The following is a 22,587-nucleotide window of genomic DNA, read 5'->3' as shown; positions in this document are numbered from 1 at the left end:
TTCGGATGGGGAGAGACCAATGCGTCTGAAGATCAGTCACACCACCGAATATACCTATGCCGAACCGGTGCAATACTCGCTGCAGCGCCTGCGCCTGACGCCGCTGACGCAGACCGGGCAGACCGTCATCAGCTGGGAAACCTCCGTTGAGGGTGCCAAGATGGAGGTCGGTTATGACGACCATTTTGGTAACCGCGTCAATCTCGTCAGCGTCGATGGCGACCAGACCTTCATCCGCATTGTCGCATCAGGCGAAGTGGAAACCGAAGACAAGGCCGGCGTCTATGGCCTGCATCAGGCTTATGCACCGCTCTGGCTCTATCTGCGTGAAACTCCGCTGACGAAGATGGCCAAGCCGATCCGCAATCTTGCCAAGGCGATGGCTGGCGATACGGACTTGGCGAAGATGCATGCCCTGATGGGCGAGATCGCCGAAACCGTCGAATACAGGCAAGGCGAGACCGGAACGGAAACGACGGCGGAACAGGCCCTCCTGCAGAAGAGCGGCGTCTGTCAGGATCACGCCCATATCATGATCGCTGCTGCGCGCACGCTAGGCCTGCCCGCCCGCTACATCTCCGGTTACCTGATGATGGAGGATCATCCGGAACAGACAGCAAGCCACGCATGGGCCGAGGTGCATCTGACCGGCCTCGGCTGGGTGGGCTTCGACGCCGCCAACAAGATGTGCCCCGACGACCGCTATGTCCGTATCGCCTGCGGGCTGGACTACCGGGACGCCGCCCCGATTTCAGGGCTGATCCACGGTTCGTCCAGTGAAGCGCTGAAGGTTTCGGTAACGGTCGAGCAGCAGGGTCAGAGCCAGACGCAGAGTCAGTGAACTAACGCCCGGTCATGACGATGCGGCAAGAGTGCCGACATGGCCCTTCGCCCCATACTCGAGGATCGCTTGGTCTGCCGTCATCAACGGCACCTGATGAAACCGGGCTGTTGCAACGATCATCCTGTCGGCAGGATCGGCGTGAAAACTTCCTGGGAGACGGACGCTGCCAACGGCGATGGGAGCCTCCAAAGGCGCAAGTTGCACACCTGGCAGGGCCAGAGCCCGCTCGATCCAGCGGCCGGCATCGTCACCGAGCGCAATGCGTCCCTTTTCCGCCAGCATCGCGATCTCCCAAGGTGTGATCGCTGAAACCAGAATGCGGCTATGCGCGGTCGTATGATCAATAATCTGCCGTGCCTTGGAGCCAAGTCGCGGATCGTCCTGCACGGCCCGGATCAGCACATGCGTATCGATGACGATCACCGGTTGGCATCCCACTCGCCGGCCTCGATCACCGGTGAAAACGGGTCATCATAGCTTAAAACACTGCCCTTCATCGCGCCGATGATGCTGGTGTTAGCCACAGCGTCTGGAACCGGCGAGAGGATAGCGACGGGTTTACCTCGCTTGGTAATGGTGATGGGTTCACCGTCATCGCTCATCTTTTCAATGAGATTGAGGCACTTTGCCTTAAATTCGGCCGCACCGACTGCCTTCCCATGCATGACCACATCTCCTGTACATATAGGTAACTATATAGTCCTTATCGTTCGCCGCGACAATGCAGGTCCAGAAACAGAAAAGGCGGAGCAAATGCCCCGCCTTTTCTCGATTCAGAATACCGTGCAGATCAGTGGCTATCCTTGCCGACCGCACTTCCGCGACAGCCCTTGAGGAAGTCGAGGTCGGCGCCGGTATCGGCACCTTCGACATGCTGCTGGTGCAGGAAGGCATAGCCCGATGTCGGCAGGTCGTGGTTCGGCTGCCATTCGGCAAGCCGGCGCGCCAGTTCCGCTTCGGAAATGTCGAGATGCAGACGCCGGTTCGGCACGTCGAGCTCGATCATGTCGCCGTTCTTGACCACCGCCAGCGGTCCGCCGACGGCAGCTTCCGGCGAGGTGTGCAGCACGACGGTACCGTAGGCCGTACCGGACATGCGGGCATCGGAGATGCGCACCATATCGGTGATGCCCTTCTTCAGCACTTTCGGCGGAAGGCCCATATTGCCGACCTCGGCCATCCCCGGATAGCCCTTCGGTCCACAGTTCTTCATGACCATGATGCAGGTCTCGTCGATGTCGAGATTGTCATCATTGATCTTCGCCTTGTAGTCGTCGATGTCCTCAAACACGACAGCCCTGCCCCGATGCGTCAACAGATGCGGTGAAGCGGCAGACGGCTTCAGCACCGCGCCCTTCGGTGCGAGATTGCCGCGCACCACGACGATGCCACCCGATTGCGTCAGCGCCTTGTCGGTTGGCAGGATGACGTCCTCGTTCCAATTGACGACGTCCTTGACCTCGTCCCACATGGTTTCGCCGGAAACCGTCAGCGCATCCTTGTGCAGCAAGCCTGCCTCGCCGAGGCGCTTGATGACCACCGGTAGGCCGCCGGCATAGAAGAACTCCTCCATCAGGTACTTGCCCGACGGCATCAGGTTGACGATGGTCGGCACGTCGCGGCCGCAACGGTCCCAATCGTCCAGCGTCAGATCGACGCCGACGCGGCCGGCCATGGCAAGCAGGTGGATGACGGCATTGGTCGATCCGCCGATGGCCGCATTGGTGCGGATGGCGTTCTCGAAGGCCTGTTTCGTCATGATGTCGGACGGCTTCAGGTCGTCCTTGACCATCTGAACGATCCGGCGGCCAGTCAGCTGCGCCATTACCTTGCGACGGCTATCGACGCCCGGGATTGCGGCGTTGCCTGAGAGTGCCATGCCGAGCGCTTCGGCCATGGAAGCCATGGTGGAGGCGGTGCCCATGGTGTTGCAGGTGCCCGACGAACGGCTCATCGAGGCTTCCGCCTCAAGGAACTCGTCCTGCGTCATCTCGCCGGCCTTCACCATCTCGGAGAATTTCCACAGATGCGTGCCAGAGCCGACGCGTTCACCGCGGAAATAGCCGTTCAGCATCGGCCCGCCGGTCACGACGATCGACGGCAGATCGACGGAGGCCGCAGCCATGATCAGCGACGGCGTGGTCTTGTCGCAGCCGACCAGAAGCACGCAGCCGTCCATCGGCTGGCCGCGGATCGTCTCTTCGATCGCCAGTGCCGCGAGGTTCCGGTACATCATCGCCGTCGGGCGGAAGGTGTTTTCAGAAGCCGAGAATACCGGCACTTCCATCGGGAAGCCGCCGGCCTCCCAGACGCCGGCCTTCACCTTTTCCGCAAGCTCGCGCAGATGGCCGTTGCACGGCGTCATATCCGACCATGTGTTGAGGATGCCGATCACCGGGCGTCCGTCGAACAGGTCGTGCGGATATCCCTGGTTCTTCATCCAGCCGCGATGGTAGATCACGTCGCGGCTCGTGCCGCCGTACCATTCCTGGGACCGCAGCTTGCGCGGCCATTCCGCTTTCTTCGTCATAGTCCTTGTCCTTTAAGAGGGAGCGGACCGGGTCTTGCCCAGTCCGGAAACGTCGTTAAGCCAGCGTGTAGGCGGTCTTCACAACGGTGAAGAACTCGGCCGCATACTTGCCCTGCTCGCGCGAGCCGAAAGACGAAGCCTTGCGGCCGCCGAACGGCACGTGGAAATCGACACCGGCGGTCGGCAGGTTGACCATCACCATGCCGGCTTCCGAATTGCGCTTGAAATGGGTCGCATGCTTGAGGCTGGTCGTGGCGATACCGGCCGACAGGCCGAACGGCGTGTCGTTGGCAACGCTGAGCGCTTCCTCGTAATCCTTGACCCGGATGACGGAGGCGACAGGGCCAAAAATTTCTTCACGGCTGATGCGCATCTGGTTGGTCGCTTCGGTAAACAGCGTCGGCTGCAGGTAGAAGCCGGGATTGTCGCGGGTGATGGTCTCGCCGCCGAAAGCGAGCTTGGCGCCCTCCTGCTTGCCGATGGCGATGTAATCGGTATCGGTGGCAAGCTGGCGCTCATCGACAACCGGTCCAATGTGCGTACCAGCCTTCAACGCATCATCGACCACCAGCGTTTTCAGCTTTTCGGTCAGTGCTGCGACGAACTTGTCGTGGATACCTTCGGTGACGATCAGGCGCGACGATGCGGTGCAGCGCTGGCCGGTCGAGAAGAAGCCGGAGTTTGCAGCCGCCTCGACAGCAACGGTGAGATCGGCATCATCCAGCACGACCATCGGGTTCTTGCCGCCCATTTCCAGCTGGAACTTGCGGTTATGCTCGATCGAGGCCGCAGCGACGCGCTTGCCTGTGCCGGTCGAGCCGGTAAAGGTGATGCCAGCGAGATCCGGGCTATCGAGCATGGCCTGGCCGACGACCGAGCCCCTTCCCATGACGAGGTTCAAGACGCCCTTCGGCAGGCCGGCGCGGTGCAGGATGTCGGCGATCGCCCACGAGCAACCCGGCACCAGTTCGGCCGGCTTGAAGACGATGGTGTTGCCGTAGCAGAGGGCCGGCGCAATCTTCCACGCAGGAATGGCGATCGGGAAATTCCATGGCGTGATGATGCCGATGACGCCAATCGGCTCGCGGGTGATCTCGACGCCGATGTTCGGACGCACCGACGGCAGGACTTCACCAGCCAGACGCAGGGCCTCGCCAGCAAAGAAATCGAATATCTGGGCGGCACGGATGGTTTCGCCGATGGCTTCCGGCAGGGTCTTGCCTTCTTCACGGGCAAGCAGGTTTCCAAGTTCATCCTTGCGGGCGAGAATTTCGTCGGCGGTCTTTTTCAGAATCGCGTGACGCTCGAGAATGCCGGAGCGCGACCAGGCCGGAAACGCTGCCTTTGCAGCGGCGATTGCAGTCTTTGCATCGTCAGCGCTGGCGCTGGCATACAGGCCGACGATTTCCTTGGTGTTCGACGGATTGATGTTTTCAACGCCGTTGCTGCCGACCCATTCGCCGGCGATCAGGTTGTGATGGAGTGTCATGGGCTTAAAGCCTCCTTGGTTTCAGCGAGCGCCCCGAGAGCGGTACCCGCAGTCAAATATGTGAGCAGATCAGAGCTGGCCGATCGTGATCTCGTCTTCGCCGGCGATCGCCAGCGTGTTGCGCAGCGGCAGACCGAATTCGGACGCCTCGATTTCGAAGATGTCGCCCGCCTCGGTCTTGATGCCGTCGCCGAAGGACAGCGTTGCCGTCCCGAACATATGGACATGCACGTCGCCCGGCGCACGGAAAATTCCATACTTGAAGTGGTGATATTCGAGATTGGCGAAGGTATGGGACATGTTGGCCTCGCCCGACAGGAACGGCTTTTCCCAGAACACTGCACCGTCACGGATGATCCGCGACGTACCGCGGATGTCGCTGGGCGCTTCGCCGACCCGGATTTCCGGACCGAAGCTTGCAGGCCGCAGCTTGGAATGGGCGAGATAGAGATAGTTGACGCGCTCGGTCACATGATCGGAAAATTCGTTGGCGACAGCAAAGCCGATGCGGAACGGTGCGCCCTTGTCGGAGATAACATAAATGCCGGCCATTTCCGGCTCTTCGCCACCATCCTGCGCAAACGACGGCGAGACCAGGTTGCCGCCAGGCGCAACCGTCTGTGAGCCGTTGCCCTTGTAGAACCATTCGGGCTGCACGCCCTTTTCCCCAGGGTTCGGCTTGCCGCCTTCAAGACCCATCTTGAACATCTTCATCGTGTCGGTGGCGCCCTCTTCCACCTTCGATACGGCCGCGTGCATCGCATCGCGTGTCGATGCTGAGCCCAGATGCGTCAGGCCCGTGCCGGTCAGATGCAGATGGGCATTGTCCGGATGGGTGATCGGCGGCAGGAAGTTGCCCTTGGCGTGAACGTCTTGAAGATCGACTTCATCGCCCAGACCATGTGTCTCGACGACAGACTTCAGGCTTTTGCCGGAATTGGCCGCTTCCATCGCCAGTGCGTAGACGCTTGCCGCGTTTTTGACCGCACGCGCGGTTTGCCCCGCTTCACGGAAGGCGACCGTGATCGAGCCGTCATTGTTCTTCACCTGGGAAATCAGCACAGCACTATCCTTTTCTCAATCCGGGCTGTGTTTTCGGCGTCAAGCGGCGGGCTTTCGGCAACAACACCCCGTTGGGAGACATGGCACATGCTCCCGTTGGTGGCGGCAAGGCCGCCGTTCTCGTTATGATGCGTGGGCCGGAGCATCGCGCCAAATGTCAGCGCAAGACACGCTCCGGCACCAATTTCACCCGCCGGACAAGCCCGGCGCGCGGGACGGACCGGACCGGGTCAGCCCTTGTTCTTGTTGTAGACGTCGAAGAACACGGCAGCCAGCAGCACGAGGCCCTTGACCAGCTGCTGGTAATCGATGCCGAGGCCCATGATCGACATGCCGTTGTTCATCACGCCCATGATCAGAGCGCCGATCACGGCGCCGGTGATCTTGCCGACGCCGCCGGATGCCGAGGCACCACCGATGAAGCAGGCCGCGATGACGTCGAGTTCGAAGCCGACGCCGGCCTTCGGCGTTGCCGAATTCAGGCGGGCCGCGATGATCATGCCGGCGAGAGCCGCGAGTACGCCCATGTTGACGAAGGTGTAGAAGGTCAGCCGCTCGGTGTTGATACCGGAGAGCTTTGCCGCCTTCTCGTTGCCGCCCATCGCATAGATGCGGCGGCCGATCGTCGAGCGCGTGGTAATGAACGTATAGAACGCAATCAGCACGGCCATAACGACCAGAACGTTCGGGAAGCCCTTGTAAGTGGAGAGCTGGAAGCCGATGAAGATGGCAACGATGCTTACGACAGCCTGTTGCGCTATGAAGAAACCAAGCGGCTCATTTTCGGTGTTGTGACGCTGATTTGTAGCACGTTTGCGAATTCCTACGTAGATCATAACCCCGACAGCGACCAAGACGCAGAAAAGTGCAAAAACGTTATTGATCGTCCACTGAGCCTCAATAATCTGGGGGGCCGGCCAATTCATTGCCCAAGAATCGCCTGCAAAAATAGATTGCTGGAACTCAACCCACGGTGTTGCGAACGAAATGGGGCCTAGGAATCCGAGGAAATCAGGAACAAATCCCGTCGAAAGAGATTGAAAATCCTTCGGGAACGGGCCGATTGGCCTGTTCTGCAGTACCACATAGGTCACGCCGCGAAAGACAAGCATGCCTGCGAGGGTGACAATGAACGCCGGGATCTTCTGGTAGGCAACCCAGTAGCCCTGCGCTGCACCGATCACTCCCCCGAGGATCAGGCACAAGGGCACAACAATCGAGTAATGCAGACCCATTTTGACCAACATGATGGCCGAGAGTCCGCCGGTGAGTGCAACGATCGAACCGACTGAGAGGTCGATATGACCTGCCACAATGATCAGAAGCATGCCCAGCGCCATGATGACGATGAACGAGTTCTGCAGGATCAGGTTGGTGATGTTGACGGGACGGAACAGCACGCCGCCGGTCATAATCTGGAAAAACAGCATGATGACAACGAGGGCGACAAGCAGGCCGTATTCGCGGATATTATTCCGGAGATAGTCCCCGATGGAAGGTGTGGTTTTCTGAGCGCTTTTCTCGGCGGCCATTAGTGTTTCTCCCCGGAGCGCATGATGGCGCGCATGATGGATTCTTGGCTTGCTTCCGCTTTCGAAAGCTCGGCGACGATGCGTCCTTCGTTCATCACGTAGATGCGGTCGCAGGTTCCGAGCAATTCCGGCATTTCCGACGAGATCATCAGAATGCCTTTCCCTTCGGCCGCAAGCTGGTTGATGATGGAGTAGATTTCATATTTCGCGCCGACATCGATACCGCGCGTCGGTTCGTCGAGGATCAGGACCTCGGGATTGGTGAACAGCCATTTCGACAGGACGACCTTCTGCTGGTTGCCGCCGGAAAGATTGACGGCCTCCTGATAGATCGAATGCGAACGGATGCGCAGCTTGGTCCGGTAGTCGGTGGCGACCTTGGCCTCCCGGTGCCCATCGATGACACCACCGCTCGCCACGGCATTGAGGTTGGCCAGCGTCGTGTTGTGCATGATGTTGTTGTTGAGCACGAGACCCAGATGCTTGCGGTCCTCGGTGACATAGGCAAGGCCGGCATCGATGGCGCGCGGAATGGTGCTGACATCGACCGGCTTGCCGTGCATCAAGACGTCGCCGGTGATCTTGTGACCCCAGGACCTGCCGAAAATGCTCATCGCGGTTTCGGTACGGCCGGCACCCATCAGGCCAGCAATACCGACGACTTCACCGGCGCGAACGGTGAAATTGATATCGTGCAGAAACTGGCGGTCGCGATGGTGCTGGTGAAAGACGTTCCAGTTTTTCACTTCCAGCAGTGTCTCGCCGATCTTGGGTTCGCGCGCCGGGTAGCGGTCTTCCATATCGCGGCCGACCATGCCCTTGATGATCCGGTCTTCGCTGATATCTTCGTTATGACAGTCGAGCGTTTCGACCGTTCCGCCGTCGCGGATGATGGTGATCTTGTCGGCGACCTTCTTGATCTCGTTCAGCTTGTGCGAAATGATGATCGAGGTCATGCCCTGCTTGCGAAACTCCATCAGGAGCTTCAACAGCGCGTCTGAATCGGTTTCGTTGAGCGATGCGGTCGGCTCGTCGAGGATCAGCAGCCTGACCTTTTTCGACAGCGCCTTGGCGATTTCGACCAGCTGCTGCTTGCCGATGCCGATGTCGGTGATGCGCGCCGTCGGCGGTTCCCGCAAGCCTACCTTATCGAGCAGTTCCTGGGTGCGCGAAAACGTCTGCTTCCAGTCGATGACGCCGTTGGTGGCGAGTTCATTGCCGAGAAAGATGTTTTCGGCAATCGACAGAAGCGGGACGAGCGCCAGTTCCTGGTGAATGATGATGATGCCGAGATGCTCGCTGTCGGAGATCGTCGAGAAATTGCGCACTTCGTTGTCGTAGTGGATCTCGCCGTCATAGGTTCCGGCGGGATAGACACCGCTCAGCACCTTCATCAGGGTCGATTTTCCCGCGCCGTTTTCGCCGACAAGTGCGTGAATTTCACCTTCGCGGACCTTGAGGTTGACATTGTCCAGGGCCTTTACGCCCGGAAACGTCTTGGTGATGCCCCGCATTTCGAGAATGATGTTGTCCATGTTCAGGTATTCCTGCGGCAGTCCGTGGATGATGAGGCCAGACACAGCGACAATACAAGTCTCTCATCAAGATAAAAGGGCCCGCAAGTGATCGCGGGCCCCGGATGGAAAAGGCGGGATCAGTTGTTGATCTGGTCTTCCGTGTAGTAACCGGCGCCGACCAGGACGTCCTTGACGTTGGTCTTGTCAACAGCGACCGGCTTCAGGAGGTAGGACGGGATAACCTTGACGCCGTTGTCGTAGGTCTTGGTGTCGTTGATTTCCGGCTCCTTACCGCCAATGATGGCGTCCGTCATCGAGACGGCAACCTTGGCAAGCTCGCGGGTATCCTTGAAGATCGAGGAATACTGTTCGCCAGCGAGGATCGACTTGACCGACGGAAGTTCAGCGTCCTGGCCGGTAACGATCGGCATCGGCATATCGCCGGAACCGTAGCCAACACCCTTCAGAGCCGAGATGATGCCGATGGAGAGACCATCGTAAGGCGACAGAACACCGTCAACCTTGGCATCGGTGTAGGTCGAGGACAGGAGGTTTTCCATGCGGGCCTGTGCAACAGCACCGTCCCAACGCAGCGTACCGACCTTTTCCATGCCTGTCTGGCCGGACTTGACGACGATCTTCTTTGCGTCGATCAAAGGCTGCAGAACCGACATTGCGCCATCGTAGAAGAAGAAGGCGTTGTTATCGTCCGGCGAACCGCCGAACAGTTCAACATTCTTCGGCTCTGTCGCGGCGTCGAGCTTGAGGCCTTGTACGAGCGTCGTTGCCTGCAGAACGCCAACCTGGAAGTTGTCGAACGTTGCGTAATAGTCGACATTGCCGGAATCGCGGATCAGACGGTCGTAAGCGATGACCTTGACGCCGGCTTCGTGAGCCTTTGCCAGGATGTCGGAGAGCGTCGTGCCGTCGATGGCGCCGATGATCAGAACCTTGGCACCCTTGGTGACCATGTTCTCGATCTGGGCCAGCTGGTTCGGGATGTCGTCGTCGGCAAACTGCAGGTCCGCCGTGTAGCCGGCCTCCTTGAACAGCTTTTCCATGGTCTCGCCGTCGGAAATCCAGCGGGTCGAGGTCTTGGTCGGCATCGAGATACCAACGGTGCCCTTGTCCTGGGCGATCGCCGGAACGACGAACGACGCCACGCTGAGCGCTGCGGCGGCGAGAAGCGAAGTAACTAATCTCATGTATCTCTCCCTGAGTGTTGATCCAGGCGGCGATCGGCCGGCCTCGATATGTGCAGCGCTTCGCGCGGCCAGGAGATCCAAAAATCTCTTGGCGGAGGTTTAAGGGGTGAAAGAAAGCCCTCCCAGGCCTTACACGCTCCCGAGCACGCTGGCGCACATGGCTGCAAACTGGAATCAAACGTCATAACTGTCAAATACAATATAGGTGTATCCTTATAACAATATGGGTATACTAAGCTGTAACAGTGTGATTTTTCGCATGTGCGAAGGCATTTTTCTCGGAAGGTGGGTAAAATATGGACGATCCGGCGCCACTCTCGTCCACAGCTTTGGATTATTCGGAACGCGGAATTTTTCGCTTAGGCTTAAAAATGAGTCATTTGCAGCTGATTCTGGCCATCGAAGAGCACGGCCAGATCAGTGCGGCCGCCGATTCCCTCAATATTTCGCAGCCAGCCGCTTCCCGCATGCTGGGTGAGATCGAGACCATTCTGAAGGCGCCGCTCTGTGCCCGCGTCGCCCGGGGTGTCGATTTGACGCAATATGGCCGGGCATTGGCACGCCGCGCCCGCACGATCTTCCTGGAACTGCGGGAAACGACACGCGAAATCAACGAGCTGAAAACAGGAAGCGGCGGCTCGGTCTCGCTGGGTTCCGTCACGGGCCCGGCCCTCAATCTTGCCGTTCCCGCCATAAGGCAGGTTTCGACCGCCTATCCCGGCATCGAAATCAACATCCAGATCGAAAACAGCAATGTGCTCGTGCGCGAACTGCTGGCAGCCCGCCACGACTTCGTCATCGGCCGGATACCGGACGACATGGATCCGCGGCAGTTCAATCTGATCGAGCTTGGCGAGGAAGATGTCTGCCTGATCGTCCGCACAGGTCATCCTCTGCTCGACAAGGACATCGTCAGCTCAGCCGATCTGCCCGGTTACGACTGGGTGTTCCAGCCATCCGGAACGCTGTTGCGGCGTGCGGTCGAGGACAGCTTTCTGTCGGCCGGTACGCCCCTGCCCGCAACCATCATCAACACGTCGTCGACGATCCTCACGGTTTCCATCGTCCGCCACACCAATGCCGTGGCGCCCGTCGCCCGCGACGTCGCCACGCTGATTGCCGGAAGCGGCAGCCAGGCGGGCGAAATCCGCGTTCTTCCGACGGATTTTAACATCAAGATCCGTCCCTACAGCCTGATCACCGCACGCGGCCGCGCCCTGCCGCCAAGCGCCAAGCTCCTCTACGACCTGATCCTGAAGCAGAGCAACGCCTGATCAGGTCCGCAAAACCCTGGCGTGATCTAAAGCCCGCGAAACGGGGCGAAACGCATGTTTGGAATGTCGGTATTCCAGTCGGTTCTGGAGCGGCTGAAGGCAGAGGAAGACGGGGAAGGCGCATCTGCGGAAGAGCGGGTGGCGCACGCCAGTATCCGCGGGCTCAACGGCGGTTTCGTCGGCAATCTTGCTGCATCCGGCATTGCCGACAGCGGCGCGGTTCAGCGCGCCTATTTCGACACGGCCAGCGACGAGATGCTTGCCCCCGCCAAACCAGTGCCCAAGCCCGTCGTGCCGGGGCACCTTGCCCGTATCCTTCCCGAGCAGATCGCCGCCGATCTGGCGCTGACGGAGATCGAAACCCTGCAGACACTGACCGACAAACGCCGCCGCTTTGCCGCCGAAAACCATCCGGACCGCCATGACCCAGACTACCGCGCCAATGCCACGTTGCGCATGAAGATCGCCAACATGCTGATCGACGAGGCGCAGCGGCGGTTACGCCTGATGCAGCGGCGGTGACAATCTAAGCAGGCCGGCAGATCAGGCGGTATCGTCGGTCTTCATCTCTTCGACAACCTTGATCTTCGGCTTGAAGAAAATGATCAGCACACAGGCCGTATAGGCAGACACCGCAAGGAAGATCATCCCCCAGGTCTCTGCTCCATTCCAGAATTCAACGGCAGTCCACGCAGAACACAGTGCTACGATCAGAAGCCGAACCCAAAGCGGCCTGTAGAACGGATGATCCGGATCGATGAGCTTTATCATGCAAACTGTCCTTGGGGATTTTCCCGGCCATGCGGGCCTCGCATCAAAGGTCACAGCTTTATGGCCAAAATGACATTTGCCGCAAGGGGCCGGACGGTTTAACAGCTTGACGGCGCGGCCTTAAATAGAATAAATATTCTGAAAATTGTGATTGTTATGTTTTTATTCCGATTTTCGAATGTGCCGGAGGAGATAGACGGTACGCTGATCGGCATAAGGCAGAAACAGGGAGAGAGATTGCGTCTGCCCGCAACACGCGCCGGCAGACGGCCGAAACCATCTTGAGTACATCATCGCGGACCTGTCTTCCGCAACGCCTGTCCGGAGTGAGCGTCATCACCCCGTCCCTTCGCGGCGCTTTGCCGCTCGTCAAAAAGAGATGAACATGACCGTCAGATTTGGTCTTCTTGGTGCCGGCCGTATCGGCAAGGTCCACGCAAAAGCCGTCAGCGCCAACCCCGATGCCATCCTCGTCGCCGTTGCCGACGCCTTTCCAGAGGCTGCCGACGCGATTGCCAAGCAGTATGGCTGCGCGGTGCGCACGATCGAAGAGATCGAAAAGTCGGCGGATATCGACGCCGTCGTCATCTGCACCCCGACCGACACCCATGCCGACCTGATCGAGCGTTTCGCCCGCGCCGGCAAGGCGATCTTCTGCGAAAAGCCGATCGATCTCGATGTCGGCCGCGTGCGCGAATGCATGAAGGTCGTCGAGGAGACCAAGGGCAAGCTGATGGTCGGCTTCAACCGCCGCTTCGATCCGCATTTCATGGCTGTGCGCAAGGCGATCGACGACGGCAAGATCGGCGATGTCGAAATGGTGACGATCATTTCGCGCGATCCAGGCGCCCCGCCGGTCGATTATATCAAGCGTTCCGGCGGCATTTTCCGCGACATGACCATCCATGATTTCGACATGGCCCGCTTCCTGCTCGGTGAAGAGCCCGTCATCGTCACGGCTCATGCCGCTGTTCTGGTCGATCCGGACATTGGCAAGGCCGGCGATTATGACAGCGTCTCGGTGATCCTGGAGACCGCATCCGGCAAACAGGCGATCATCTCCAACTCGCGCCGCGCCACCTATGGCTACGACCAGCGCATCGAAGTGCACGGCTCGAAGGGCGTCGTCTCTGCCGAAAACCAGCGCGCCGTCTCGATCGAGATCGCCAATGGCGATGGTTATACCCGCCCGCCGCTGCATGATTTCTTCATGACCCGCTACACCGAAGCCTATGCCAACGAAATCGCCGGTTTCATTTCGGCGATCGAAAAGGGCACGAAGATCACGCCCTCCGGCGCCGATGGCCTTGCAGCGCTGGCCCTCGCCGATGCGGCTGTGAAGTCGGTGACGGAAAAACGTCAGATCCGCATCGACGCCTGATCGTCGTGTTGAACGCCGAAAGGCCGGGTGCTCCCGGCCTTTCTCATATCAAACCTGATCGACTGCCGGCGGAACCGGCCGGAAGGCAGCGATATCATGATCCATATCGGTCAAAGCCCGATCCAGATGACCTTCAAAAACCAGCCGCTGCTCATCGAAGATTACCGAAATCTCCGGCTTGCCCTGTAGACGGACCTCATGCGATTGCTCGAGCCCCTCATCGATACCGCGCTGCAAAAGATCGAAATAACGCGTTCCCGGTCCGGTGATGAAGATCGGCATGCGGTCGTAGAGGCTGAGCAGCCGGGAGAGGCCGTTGCCGAGCGCAATGCCCGCCTGCCTGAAAGCATAACCCGCCATGCGGTTCCCCTGGCGGGCGCTTGCGGCGATCTTGTCCATTTCCGCCAGCGGCACGAATTTGGCCGGGATCGTATCGGGCGGCACCTCGAACGCCGTGCGCAAAATGCCGTAAAACCCCGCCGAGGCCTCGATACAGCCGAAGGAGCCGCATCGGCACAGACAGCCATTGGCAGCATGCAGCATATGGCCGAAGTTGGGAGCCGTCACCTCGAGTTCGCCGAAGCGATCCTTGCGGGCAACGCCCAGCCCGATGCTGTGGCCGAGCGACAAGGCGGCAAGCGCGCGAAAAGAACCAGCCTCGCTCGCATCCGCCTTCATCCCCAGCGCCTGTGCGACCAGCAGGGTCTCGTTGTTCAAGGTGACCTTGGCACGCCAGTCCGGCTGCAGCAGCGATACGAAATCGATCTGCTCGCCGCCAAAGACCGGCGACCACAACAGCCGCTTGCCATCGGCATCGACGGTACCCTTGCTGGAAATCGACACGGCAAGGATTTGCGTCTTCTCCATCTGCGACCGGTCAATGAGGCGGACCAACGCATCCAGGAACCCCTCGGCGAATGGCTGCGTTCCAACGACCTTGTGATTGCGCGGCTCCTCGAAACGGTCGATCAACCGTCCGGAATAATCGACCAGCGAATACTGCACGATATCCGACGAGATCCGCACGGCGATCAGAAAGCCGCTGTCGCGCCGCTGCGCAAACAGCACGCGCGGCCGTCCGCGTCCCGAAGGCGCCTGCTGTTCCGCCTTCTCGATCACCCCTGCCCGCTCCAGTTCTGCGGTGATCGCCGAAACCGTCGCGGATGCCAGCCCGGTATGTTCGGATATGTCGGTATGAGAGAGCGGCCCCAGGCGCCGCAACGTCGCAAGCACGAGCGCGCTGTTTTGCTGACGCACCAGTTCGGTGCTCGATTTGCTCAGCATTGCGCATCCCTGTTATTCACGAATTCCACAAACACATGCTCCTCCCAAAGCATCTGCCCGATGTCAAACCGCCTTGCCCAAAGCATTGTTGACAGCCCCTGAAAACTCTGACATCTATTTTCTCGACTGTCGAGAAAAAACTCTTTTGAGTTTGCGGCAGGCAAATTTGCTGGCCGGGGGCCGTGCGGGAGGTTCGCGCGGACGGTCAGCGGCCACTCTGGGAGGACTTCATGAAATCAGTTTTGACACTGATGGCAGGCGCTGCCATCATCGTATCCCTGCACACCGCAGCCATGGCCAAGGATCTGGTCGTTGGCGTTTCCTGGTCGAACTTCCAGGAAGAGCGCTGGAAGACCGACGAAGCCGCCATCAAGGCAGCGCTCGAAGCATCCGGCGACAAGTACATCTCCGCTGACGCCCAGGCATCGGCTGCAAAGCAGCTGACCGACATCGAATCCCTGATCGCACAGGGCGCCAACGCCATCATCGTTCTGGCGCAGGATTCGGAAGCCATCGGCCCGGCCATCGAAAAGGCCGCCGCTGAAGGTATTCCGGTCGTCGGTTACGACCGCCTGATCGAAAATCCGGCCGCTTACTACATCACCTTCGACAACAAGGAAGTCGGCCGCATGCAGGCTGCCGAAGTGTTCAAGGTCAAGCCGGAAGGCAACTACGTCTTCATCAAGGGCGCATCGACAGACCCGAATGCAGACTTCCTGTTCTCCGGCCAGATGGAAGTGCTCAAGGCCGCCATGGACGCAGGCAAGATCAAGAATGTCGGCGAAGCCTATACGGACGGCTGGAAGCCGGAAGCTGCCCAGAAGAACATGGAGCAGTTCCTGACCGCCAACGACAACAAGGTCGATGGCGTCGTCTCCTCGAACGACGGCATGGCCGGCGGCGTTGTCGCAGCACTCGAAGCCCAGGGCCTCGCAGGCTCGGTTCCGGTTTCGGGCCAGGATGGCGACAAGGCAGCCTTGAACCGCGTCGCGCTGGGCACCCAGACGGTATCCGTCTGGAAGGATAGCCGCGAACTTGGCAAGAAGGCCGGCGAAATCGCCGTGGCTCTTGCCGGCGGCGCCGCCATGGATGCGATCCCAGGCACGGTCAAGTTTGCCGGCGGTCCAAAGGGCGTCGAAATGCAGTCGTTCTTCATCGCACCGCAGCCGATCACCAAGGATAACCTCAACGTCGTCATCGACGCCGGTTGGATTTCCAAGGAAGAAACCTGCCAGGGCGTGAAGGCCGGAACCGTTGCAGTCTGCAACTGATCCGATCCTGATCATGGGCAATTAAGGTCCCGTCACGAGCGCCGCAGCGACCACGTTGCGGCGCTTCTCCGATGTGCGGTACTTTACTGCATAATTCCTTAAATCGGGATCGATTTAGGGAAAAATTATGCAGCAAATTTAAAGCGTTACAGCGACCTTTGCGCGTCATTCATGACGCGCGGCGCTGTAAAGACAAGAATAAAGGGGGAGTAATCCGGAAATGGCAAACACCACCATTGCCACGCCTTCCAGCAGCGTGCGCCAGACACAGGGAACAGCCTTGCAGCGTTTCCTGCAGGCGACCGAGATCGATACCCGGCTTCTCGGGATGATCGCAGCCCTGCTGTGTATCTGGCTCGGCTTTCAATATTTCACCGGCGGGCTTTTCCTGACGCCACGCAACCTGTGGAACCTCACGGTCCAGGCTGCATCGGTCTCGGTCATGGCAACAGGCATGGTGCTGGTCATCGTCACACGCAACATCGACCTTTCTGTCGGCTCGATCCTCGGCTTCGTCGGCATGATCATGGCGATTACGCAGGCGAAAATCCTGCCGCCGCTGATCGGTTTCGACAATCCGGCCACCTGGATCATCGCGCTGACGGTCGGCATCGTGCTTGGAACCGCCATCGGCGCATTTCAGGGCGTCATCATCGCCTTTCTCAATGTCCCCGCCTTCATCGTCACGCTCGGCGGCCTGCTGATCTGGCGCGCGGCGGCCTTCCTGGTCATCAGCGGCGCAACGGTCGCCCCGATGGATACGACATTCCGCCTGATGGGCGGTGGCGCAGAGGGATCGATCGGTGCCACGGCAAGCTGGGTCGTCGGCATCATCGCCTGCCTGATCATCGTCGCCTCGATCATCAACTCTCGCAAGCAGCGCAAGCGCTTCGGCTTTCCGCTGCGTCCGATGTGGGCTGAATATTTCCTCTCGCTGGTTGGTTGCGTCACGGTGATGATCGCCGTCTGGGTGCTCAACAGCTATTACATGCCGGTCAACCTCGCCAAGAAATATGCCGAGGCTCACAACATCCCCTGGCCGGAAGGTGGCCTGCAGATCCCGCTCGGCATCGCCATTCCAGTGCTGATGGCCGTTGGCATCGCCATCGCCATGAGCTTCCTCACCACCCGCACGCGCTTCGGCCGTTATGTCTTTGCGATCGGCGGCAACCCGGAAGCAGCAGAGCTTGCCGGCATCAAGACCCGCTGGGTGACGGTGCGCATCTTCGCGCTGATGGGCGCGCTCTGTGCCATCGCCGCGGCCATCTCGACCGCCCGCCTGAACGCCGCCACCAATGCGCAAGGCACGCTCGACGAACTTTACACGATCGCCGCTGCGGTCATCGGCGGCACCTCGCTTGCCGGCGGCATGGGCACGATCTCCGGCGCGGTTCTCGGTGCGATCGTCATGCAGTCGCTGCAGTCGGGCATGGTGCTGTTGCGCATCGACACGCCGCTGCAAAGCATCGTCATCGGCATCGTGCTGGTCATGGCCGTCTGGCTGGATACCGTTTATCGCGGCCGAGCCAAGTAAGAGGAGTACGACAATGACGGAACAACGCACTCCGCTGGTGGAAATGAAGAACATTTCCATCTCCTTCGGCGGCATCCACGCCGTCGACAATGCCTCGGTCGATCTCTATCCGGGCGAAGTCGTCGCATTGCTTGGCCATAACGGCGCCGGCAAGTCGACGCTGATCAAGATCCTGTCCGGCGCCTACAAGCGCGATGCCGGTGAAATCCTGATCAACGGCGAACCGGTGCATATCAGTAACCCGCGCGACGCCAAGGGTTACGGCATCGAGACGATCTACCAGACGCTCGCCGTCGCCGACAATGTCGATGCGGCCGCCAACCTCTATCTCGGCCGCGAACTGCGCACCCCCTGGGGCACGCTCGACGACGTGGCGATGGAAGCCAAGGCCCGCGAAGTCATGGGGAGGCTCAACCCCAACTTCCGCCGCTTCAAGGAGCCGGTAAAGGCGCTTTCGGGCGGCCAGCGCCAGTCTGTCGCCATCGCCCGTGCGATCCTGTTTGACGCTCGCATCCTGATCATGGACGAGCCGACGGCAGCGCTCGGCCCGCAGGAAACGGCGCAGGTCGGCGAACTGATCAAGCAGCTGAAGCGCGAAGGCATCGGCATCTTCCTGATCAGCCACGACATCCATGACGTCTTCGATCTCGCCGACCGCGTCTCGGTAATGAAGAACGGCCAGGTCGTCGGCCATGCCCGCACCGAGGACGTCACCAAGGACGAGGTACTGGGCATGATCATTCTCGGCAAGGTCCCGCCCAAGGCCATCCCCGGCCCCGGTGCGATGCAGACGGCGTAGCACCAATCCGTGCCATTTCGGGGAGGACACCCTCCTCCCCGAACACCAACAGCTCAATACGTCCGGACAGCGCCATCCAGCTTTGCCAGAAACGCGGCAGCACTTTGCCGGTAAGCGTTCTTCTGCACCTCGGTCATTTTGCCCCAAGTGGCATAGACAGGACCGAGCCTTTGGTTACGCTTCAGCTTCTCCACGTTGCGATCGAGAAAATCCCAATACAGCGCGTTGAACGGGCACGCCCCCTCGCCGGTCTTCTTTTTCACGTCGTAGCGGCACGTGCCGCAGTAGTCCGACATTCGATGGATATAGTTGCCACCTGCGGCATAGGCTTTGGAGCCAAGAAACCCGCCATCGGCAAACTGGCTCATACCGATGACGTTGGGTAGCTCAACCCATTCATAGGCATCGGCATAGACTTCGAGATACCATTCATGGACGGCTTGCGGCCGGACGCCGGCAAGCAGTGCGAAATTTCCGGTGATCATCAGCCGCTGGATATGATGGGCATAGGCATTGTCGCGGGTCTCGGAGACGACGGTGTGCACACAGTTCATGTCCGTCTCGCCCGTCCAGTAGAAGTCCGGCAGCGGACGTTCGGCCTTAAGAAAATTGACGTCCCGATAGTCCGGCATCTTCAGCCAGTAGACGCCGCGAATATATTCGCGCCACCCGATGATCTGGCGGATGAACCCTTCGGCGGAATTGAGCGGGACATCGCCGGAAAGATAGGCGGCCTCGACACGTTTGCAGACATCGAGCGGATCAAGCAATCCGGCATTGATATAGAAGGACAACAGCGAATGGCTGAGGAACGGATCGGATGAAAGCATCGCATCCTGCTGTTCGCCGAAGGTCGGCAGTTGATGCGTTACAAAACTGTCCAACAGGATTTTCGCATCGGCCGCAGTCACCGCGAAATCGAAATTTGTCAGCGAACCGAAATGGGCCTTGAAGCGGCGGCCGACGAGATCGATGACCTCTCTGGTGATGACTTCCGGGACAACGCCTTGCCGTTTGGGCGCAAACAGGTCGGGCGATGCGGGCTTGCGGTTCTCCGCATCGAAATTCCAGCGCCCACCCTCCGGCTCTTCTCCGCGCATCAAAAGGCCGGTCTTGCGGCGCATGTCACGGTAGAAATATTCCATTCGCAACTGCGCGCGATTTTTGGCCCAGGCCACAAACTCGCTGCGCGAACAGACAAACCGCTTGTCCGGCAGGATGTCCACCGGACAGTGCAATGTCTCCGCCCAGGCCTCCATCATCTGAAGAACCCGCCATTCGCCGGGCTCGGTAATCCGCACCGCCTCCGGGTCAAAACGCTTGATTGCACGCTCAAGTTCACCGCTGAAGGAACCGGCGTTATCAGGTGCATTCAGCACGGTATAGTCGACAGTGAACCCACGCTGACGCAGTTCATCTGCAAAATGGCGCATTGCCGAGAAGATGAAGGCAATCTTTTTCGGGTGATGGCGCACATAGGTCGCCTCCTCCATCACCTCGCACATCAGCACGACATCAAGAGCCGGATCGGCCTGATCAAGGCTGCTGATGGCGGCCGAAAGCTGATCACCAAGAATGAAAACCAGATGGCGAACCTTCACCATTCTATGGCCTGACCGTCATAGGCGAAAAATCCGCCCGTGGAAGAAACCTGCAGGCTGTCGAGAACGGCGATCAATTGCCGTGCCGCTTCTTCTGGCGCAGTCGCCTCGCCATGGTGAAAAGGCGCGGTGAGCGAGGTTGCGACTGTCCCCGGATGCAGGGCGGCGACGACGGCATGCGGATGGGTCCGGGCGATCTCGATCGACGCCGTCTTGACGATCTGATTGAGCGCCGCCTTGGCAGCCCTGTAGGATATCCAACCGCCAAGCCGGTTGTCACCAATCGAGCCGACGCGTGCAGACAGCGTTGCAAAAATGGCGCGACGGCCACGCGGCATCAGAGGCGTAAAATGCTTGAGGATCAGCGCCGGCCCGATCGCGTTGACCGCGAACTGCCGTGCCATCACGGCCGGGTCGATCGCCCGCAGGCTTTTTTCCGGGCCGATGCCGTCGATCTGAAGCGCGCCCGTGGCATCGAACACCAGATCCATATCGCCATGAGCGTCTCTGACCCCTGTGGCCGCATGCTGGATCGTCGCTTCGTCGCCAAGATCGAAACCGGTCTCCTTTCGCGACAGGCGAACGAGCACAGCACAGTTCGGGCTCGCTTCCAACTGATCTGCAAGCCCGCGGCCAATGCCGCCGCTGGCACCGATGATGGTTGCCTTATAGGCCTGTCGCAGAGAATCCATTCCGCCTTCCTCGCGCTCCTTAGTCCCTGCGTCTGGACGCAAACACAGGGCTCTTTACGCAAGCAAGGGCGGGGCGGATCGATACCGGAGGCCTCTTCGCAAAATTCGAAGCGCGATGCGCATTGGCCATTGATGCGCCGTCTTTCCTAGGCTATGAACCGGGCTCAGCCTGCTTCGACGCCTTGCGTCGCGGATGCACCCGTAGCTCAGCTGGATAGAGTACTGCCCTCCGAAGGCAGGGGTCACTGGTTCGAATCCAGTCGGGTGCACCATTTCTTGTTCGCGGCGAAATCCCTCGACCTAACCCACCTCACCTCCCGGCTTCACATTCTGGTTCATGCGGAACAGATTGTCCGGGTCGTAACGCCGCTTGATCTCACCGAGCCGCTGATAGTTGCCGGCATAGGCCGCCTCGACGCGATCACCCTCGTCTTCGGGCATGAAATTGATATAGGCAGTTCCGACAGAATACGGCTTTGCTGCCTCGAAGAGTTGGCGCGCCCAGCCAATGCAAGCTCCGTCCATCCCAGCTTCGCGCCATCGGGCGTGAACATTCATGACGAAATGTGAGTTTCGCTGCGGGAAGGCGGTGGCATCGGTTGCGATGCGGCCGGCAGCGCCACCGACATGCGCGATAAAGATTTCGCATTCCGGTCCCGGCAGCCTGCGGACTGCATCCAACAGAATTGTGATCGTTGCATCGGACAATTCCATGAAATCGTGGCTTTTCCAGTAATTTCTGGCGCCGGGCGTCAGCAACGGATCGAATGCCTGCTGCCAGCCGGCAAAGGGACTGGGACCGACGACGTCGGCGATCGGCGTGCCAATCGCGCGCAACCGGGCCGTTGCCGTTTCGGCCGATGCTGCATCACCGCAATAACACATCGCCAGAACCAGCACTTCCTTGCCGTGCCACGCCTCGGGCAAAAATGGCAGCGGCGGCGCCTGCCGCATGACGGCCCAGCACGTCAGCTCGTCCGGCGCGGTTTCAAGCGCCTGGCGATATTGTTCGAGCACGGTTTTCGCATCCGCGAACGGATGGACGACGAGACCGGCGGTAACCTGCGGGCCGAGTTCGTGCAGTTTGAATTCGAACGCCGTGACGATACCGAAATTGCCGCCGCCGCCCCGCAGCGCCCAGAACAGATCGCTGTTTTCCGTCTCGCTTGCACGAACCAGATTGCCGTCTGCGGTCACCACGTCAGCCGACACCAGGCTGTCGATCGTCAGGCCGAACTTGCGGGTGATCCATCCGAAACCGCCGCCGAGCGTCAGCCCGGCAATGCCCGTCGTGGAATTGATCCCGGTCGGCACCGCAAGTCCGAAGGATTGAGTTTCGCTGTCGACATCGGCCAGCGTCGCCCCGGGCTCGACCCAGGCCCGTTTTGCCGCAGCATCAACCCGCACGGACGTCATCGGCGACAGATCAATCATCAGGCCACCGTCACAGACCGCATTGCCGGCAATGTTGTGCCCGCCGCCGCGCACCGCGACAAGCAACCGGTTGTCGCGGGCAAAGCGCACGGCTCGAACAACGTCGCCAGCGCCGGTACATCGCACGATCAGCGCCGGTTTTCGGTCGATCATGCTGTTCCAGATGGCGCGCACTTCGTCATAGGACGCGTCGCCGGCATCCAGCACATCTCCGCGCTGCTGCCACGCGAAGGCTTCAATGGCCGCCGCGCTTACGATCGTCTTTCCTGCCTGCAGATTCATGAGGCTCATATCGTTCATGAGACGCCCCTCCAAGGTGAACCATGCCCCAGCAGGGTGAATATTGCACCTTTCTAATGTAAGGCGC

At 59.8% G+C, this 22,587-nt stretch carries 20 protein-coding genes and 1 tRNA gene; 8 read left to right on the top strand and 13 right to left on the bottom strand.

The features are described from left to right. Positions 1-19: 19 nt before the first annotated feature. A complete protein-coding gene (locus tag ACP7BS_RS15340; protein ID WP_426227032.1) occupies positions 20-841 on the top strand; it encodes a transglutaminase family protein in 822 nt (273 codons plus the stop codon). A 12-nt stretch (positions 842-853) separates the two neighbouring features. Here ACP7BS_RS15340 and ACP7BS_RS15335 read toward each other — a convergent pair whose 3' ends face one another. The 8 genes from ACP7BS_RS15335 to chvE all read right to left on the bottom strand — a co-directional run bounded on the left by ACP7BS_RS15335 (position 854) and on the right by chvE (position 10,179). Beyond that, positions 854-1,267: a type II toxin-antitoxin system VapC family toxin gene (locus ACP7BS_RS15335; protein ID WP_426238792.1), complete on the bottom strand. Its 414-nt coding sequence runs from the start codon at positions 1,265-1,267 to the stop codon at positions 854-856. Continuing rightward, positions 1,264-1,509 (bottom strand): type II toxin-antitoxin system Phd/YefM family antitoxin, encoded by a 246-nt coding sequence (locus ACP7BS_RS15330; RefSeq protein WP_426238791.1) that lies wholly within the window; start codon positions 1,507-1,509, stop codon positions 1,264-1,266. The genes ACP7BS_RS15335 and ACP7BS_RS15330 overlap by 4 nt, the downstream gene beginning before the upstream one ends. Positions 1,510-1,634: 125 nt before the next feature. Next, the gene (gene araD, locus ACP7BS_RS15325) at positions 1,635-3,374 is read right to left on the bottom strand and encodes an L-arabinonate dehydratase (RefSeq protein WP_426238790.1); all 1,740 of its coding nucleotides are present in this window, start codon (positions 3,372-3,374) and stop codon (positions 1,635-1,637) included. Positions 3,375-3,429: 55 nt separating this feature from the next. Then, positions 3,430-4,863, bottom strand: coding sequence for an aldehyde dehydrogenase family protein (locus ACP7BS_RS15320; RefSeq protein ID WP_426238789.1), 1,434 nt, complete (start codon positions 4,861-4,863; stop codon positions 3,430-3,432). A 69-nt stretch (positions 4,864-4,932) separates the two neighbouring features. Beyond that, entirely contained in the window at positions 4,933-5,925 is a 993-nt protein-coding gene (gene araD1, locus ACP7BS_RS15315) for an AraD1 family protein (RefSeq protein ID WP_426238788.1), read from the bottom strand. 230 nt (positions 5,926-6,155) lie between these two features. Continuing rightward, complete coding sequence (gene mmsB / locus ACP7BS_RS15310; protein ID WP_426238787.1) at positions 6,156-7,457, bottom strand: multiple monosaccharide ABC transporter permease; 1,302 nt, start codon at positions 7,455-7,457, stop codon at positions 6,156-6,158. Beyond that, positions 7,457-8,992: a multiple monosaccharide ABC transporter ATP-binding protein gene (gene mmsA / locus ACP7BS_RS15305; protein ID WP_426238786.1), complete on the bottom strand. Its 1,536-nt coding sequence runs from the start codon at positions 8,990-8,992 to the stop codon at positions 7,457-7,459. Before mmsA ends, mmsB begins: the two co-directional genes overlap by 1 nt. Positions 8,993-9,111: 119 nt before the next feature. Further along, a complete protein-coding gene (gene chvE / locus ACP7BS_RS15300; protein ID WP_426227018.1) occupies positions 9,112-10,179 on the bottom strand; it encodes a multiple monosaccharide ABC transporter substrate-binding protein in 1,068 nt (355 codons plus the stop codon). 296 nt (positions 10,180-10,475) lie between these two features. Between chvE and ACP7BS_RS15295 the strand changes: the two genes are divergently transcribed. Continuing rightward, a complete protein-coding gene (locus ACP7BS_RS15295; RefSeq protein ID WP_426238785.1) occupies positions 10,476-11,453 on the top strand; it encodes a LysR family transcriptional regulator in 978 nt (325 codons plus the stop codon). 54 nt (positions 11,454-11,507) lie between these two features. Further along, positions 11,508-11,975, top strand: a complete 468-nt coding sequence (locus ACP7BS_RS15290; RefSeq protein ID WP_426238784.1) for a hypothetical protein — start codon at positions 11,508-11,510, stop codon at positions 11,973-11,975. Between the two features lie 21 nt (positions 11,976-11,996). On the opposite strand, the gene ACP7BS_RS15285 is transcribed toward ACP7BS_RS15290, so the two are convergent. Next, positions 11,997-12,224, bottom strand: coding sequence for a hypothetical protein (locus tag ACP7BS_RS15285; RefSeq protein WP_426238783.1), 228 nt, complete (start codon positions 12,222-12,224; stop codon positions 11,997-11,999). A gap of 385 nt (positions 12,225-12,609) precedes the next feature. On the opposite strand from ACP7BS_RS15285, the gene iolG reads away from it, so the two are divergent. Further along, on the top strand, positions 12,610-13,605 hold the full coding sequence (gene iolG, locus ACP7BS_RS15280; protein WP_426238782.1) for an inositol 2-dehydrogenase: 996 nt from the start codon (positions 12,610-12,612) through the stop codon (positions 13,603-13,605). A 48-nt stretch (positions 13,606-13,653) separates the two neighbouring features. Here iolG and ACP7BS_RS15275 read toward each other — a convergent pair whose 3' ends face one another. Continuing rightward, entirely contained in the window at positions 13,654-14,889 is a 1,236-nt protein-coding gene (locus tag ACP7BS_RS15275; protein WP_426238781.1) for an ROK family transcriptional regulator, read from the bottom strand. Positions 14,890-15,119: 230 nt separating this feature from the next. On the opposite strand from ACP7BS_RS15275, the gene xylF reads away from it, so the two are divergent. The 3 genes from xylF (at position 15,120) to ACP7BS_RS15260 (ending at position 18,493) form a co-directional block, all read left to right on the top strand. After that, positions 15,120-16,160 carry a D-xylose ABC transporter substrate-binding protein gene (xylF, locus tag ACP7BS_RS15270; protein WP_318410288.1) on the top strand — a complete coding sequence of 347 codons (1,041 nt, stop codon included), beginning with the start codon at positions 15,120-15,122 and terminating at the stop codon, positions 16,158-16,160. Positions 16,161-16,380: 220 nt separating this feature from the next. Then, positions 16,381-17,694 (top strand): sugar ABC transporter permease, encoded by a 1,314-nt coding sequence (locus ACP7BS_RS15265; protein ID WP_426227007.1) that lies wholly within the window; start codon positions 16,381-16,383, stop codon positions 17,692-17,694. Between the two features lie 13 nt (positions 17,695-17,707). Continuing rightward, on the top strand, positions 17,708-18,493 hold the full coding sequence (locus ACP7BS_RS15260) for an ATP-binding cassette domain-containing protein (protein ID WP_426238780.1): 786 nt from the start codon (positions 17,708-17,710) through the stop codon (positions 18,491-18,493). 53 nt (positions 18,494-18,546) lie between these two features. Here the strand turns inward: ACP7BS_RS15260 and ACP7BS_RS15255 are convergent, their stop codons facing one another. Together ACP7BS_RS15255 and ACP7BS_RS15250 are read right to left on the bottom strand one after the other, a co-directional pair. Next, positions 18,547-20,097: a cryptochrome/photolyase family protein gene (locus tag ACP7BS_RS15255; protein ID WP_426238779.1), complete on the bottom strand. Its 1,551-nt coding sequence runs from the start codon at positions 20,095-20,097 to the stop codon at positions 18,547-18,549. Next, positions 20,091-20,786 (bottom strand): SDR family NAD(P)-dependent oxidoreductase, encoded by a 696-nt coding sequence (locus tag ACP7BS_RS15250; RefSeq protein ID WP_426238778.1) that lies wholly within the window; start codon positions 20,784-20,786, stop codon positions 20,091-20,093. Before ACP7BS_RS15250 ends, ACP7BS_RS15255 begins: the two co-directional genes overlap by 7 nt. A gap of 195 nt (positions 20,787-20,981) precedes the next feature. Between ACP7BS_RS15250 and ACP7BS_RS15245 the strand changes: the two genes are divergently transcribed. After that, positions 20,982-21,058, top strand: a tRNA-Arg gene (locus ACP7BS_RS15245). A gap of 28 nt (positions 21,059-21,086) precedes the next feature. On the opposite strand, the gene ACP7BS_RS15240 is transcribed toward ACP7BS_RS15245, so the two are convergent. Beyond that, positions 21,087-22,520: an FAD-binding oxidoreductase gene (locus ACP7BS_RS15240; protein WP_426238777.1), complete on the bottom strand. Its 1,434-nt coding sequence runs from the start codon at positions 22,518-22,520 to the stop codon at positions 21,087-21,089. Positions 22,521-22,587: the final 67 nt, after the last annotated feature.

The sequence above is a fragment of the Pararhizobium sp. DWP1-1-3 genome, from assembly GCF_049896125.1.
Lineage (GTDB): Bacteria > Pseudomonadota > Alphaproteobacteria > Rhizobiales > Rhizobiaceae > Pararhizobium.
The sequence above is the reverse complement of the archived record's forward strand: the minus strand, read 5'-3'. Positions and strand labels throughout refer to the sequence as shown.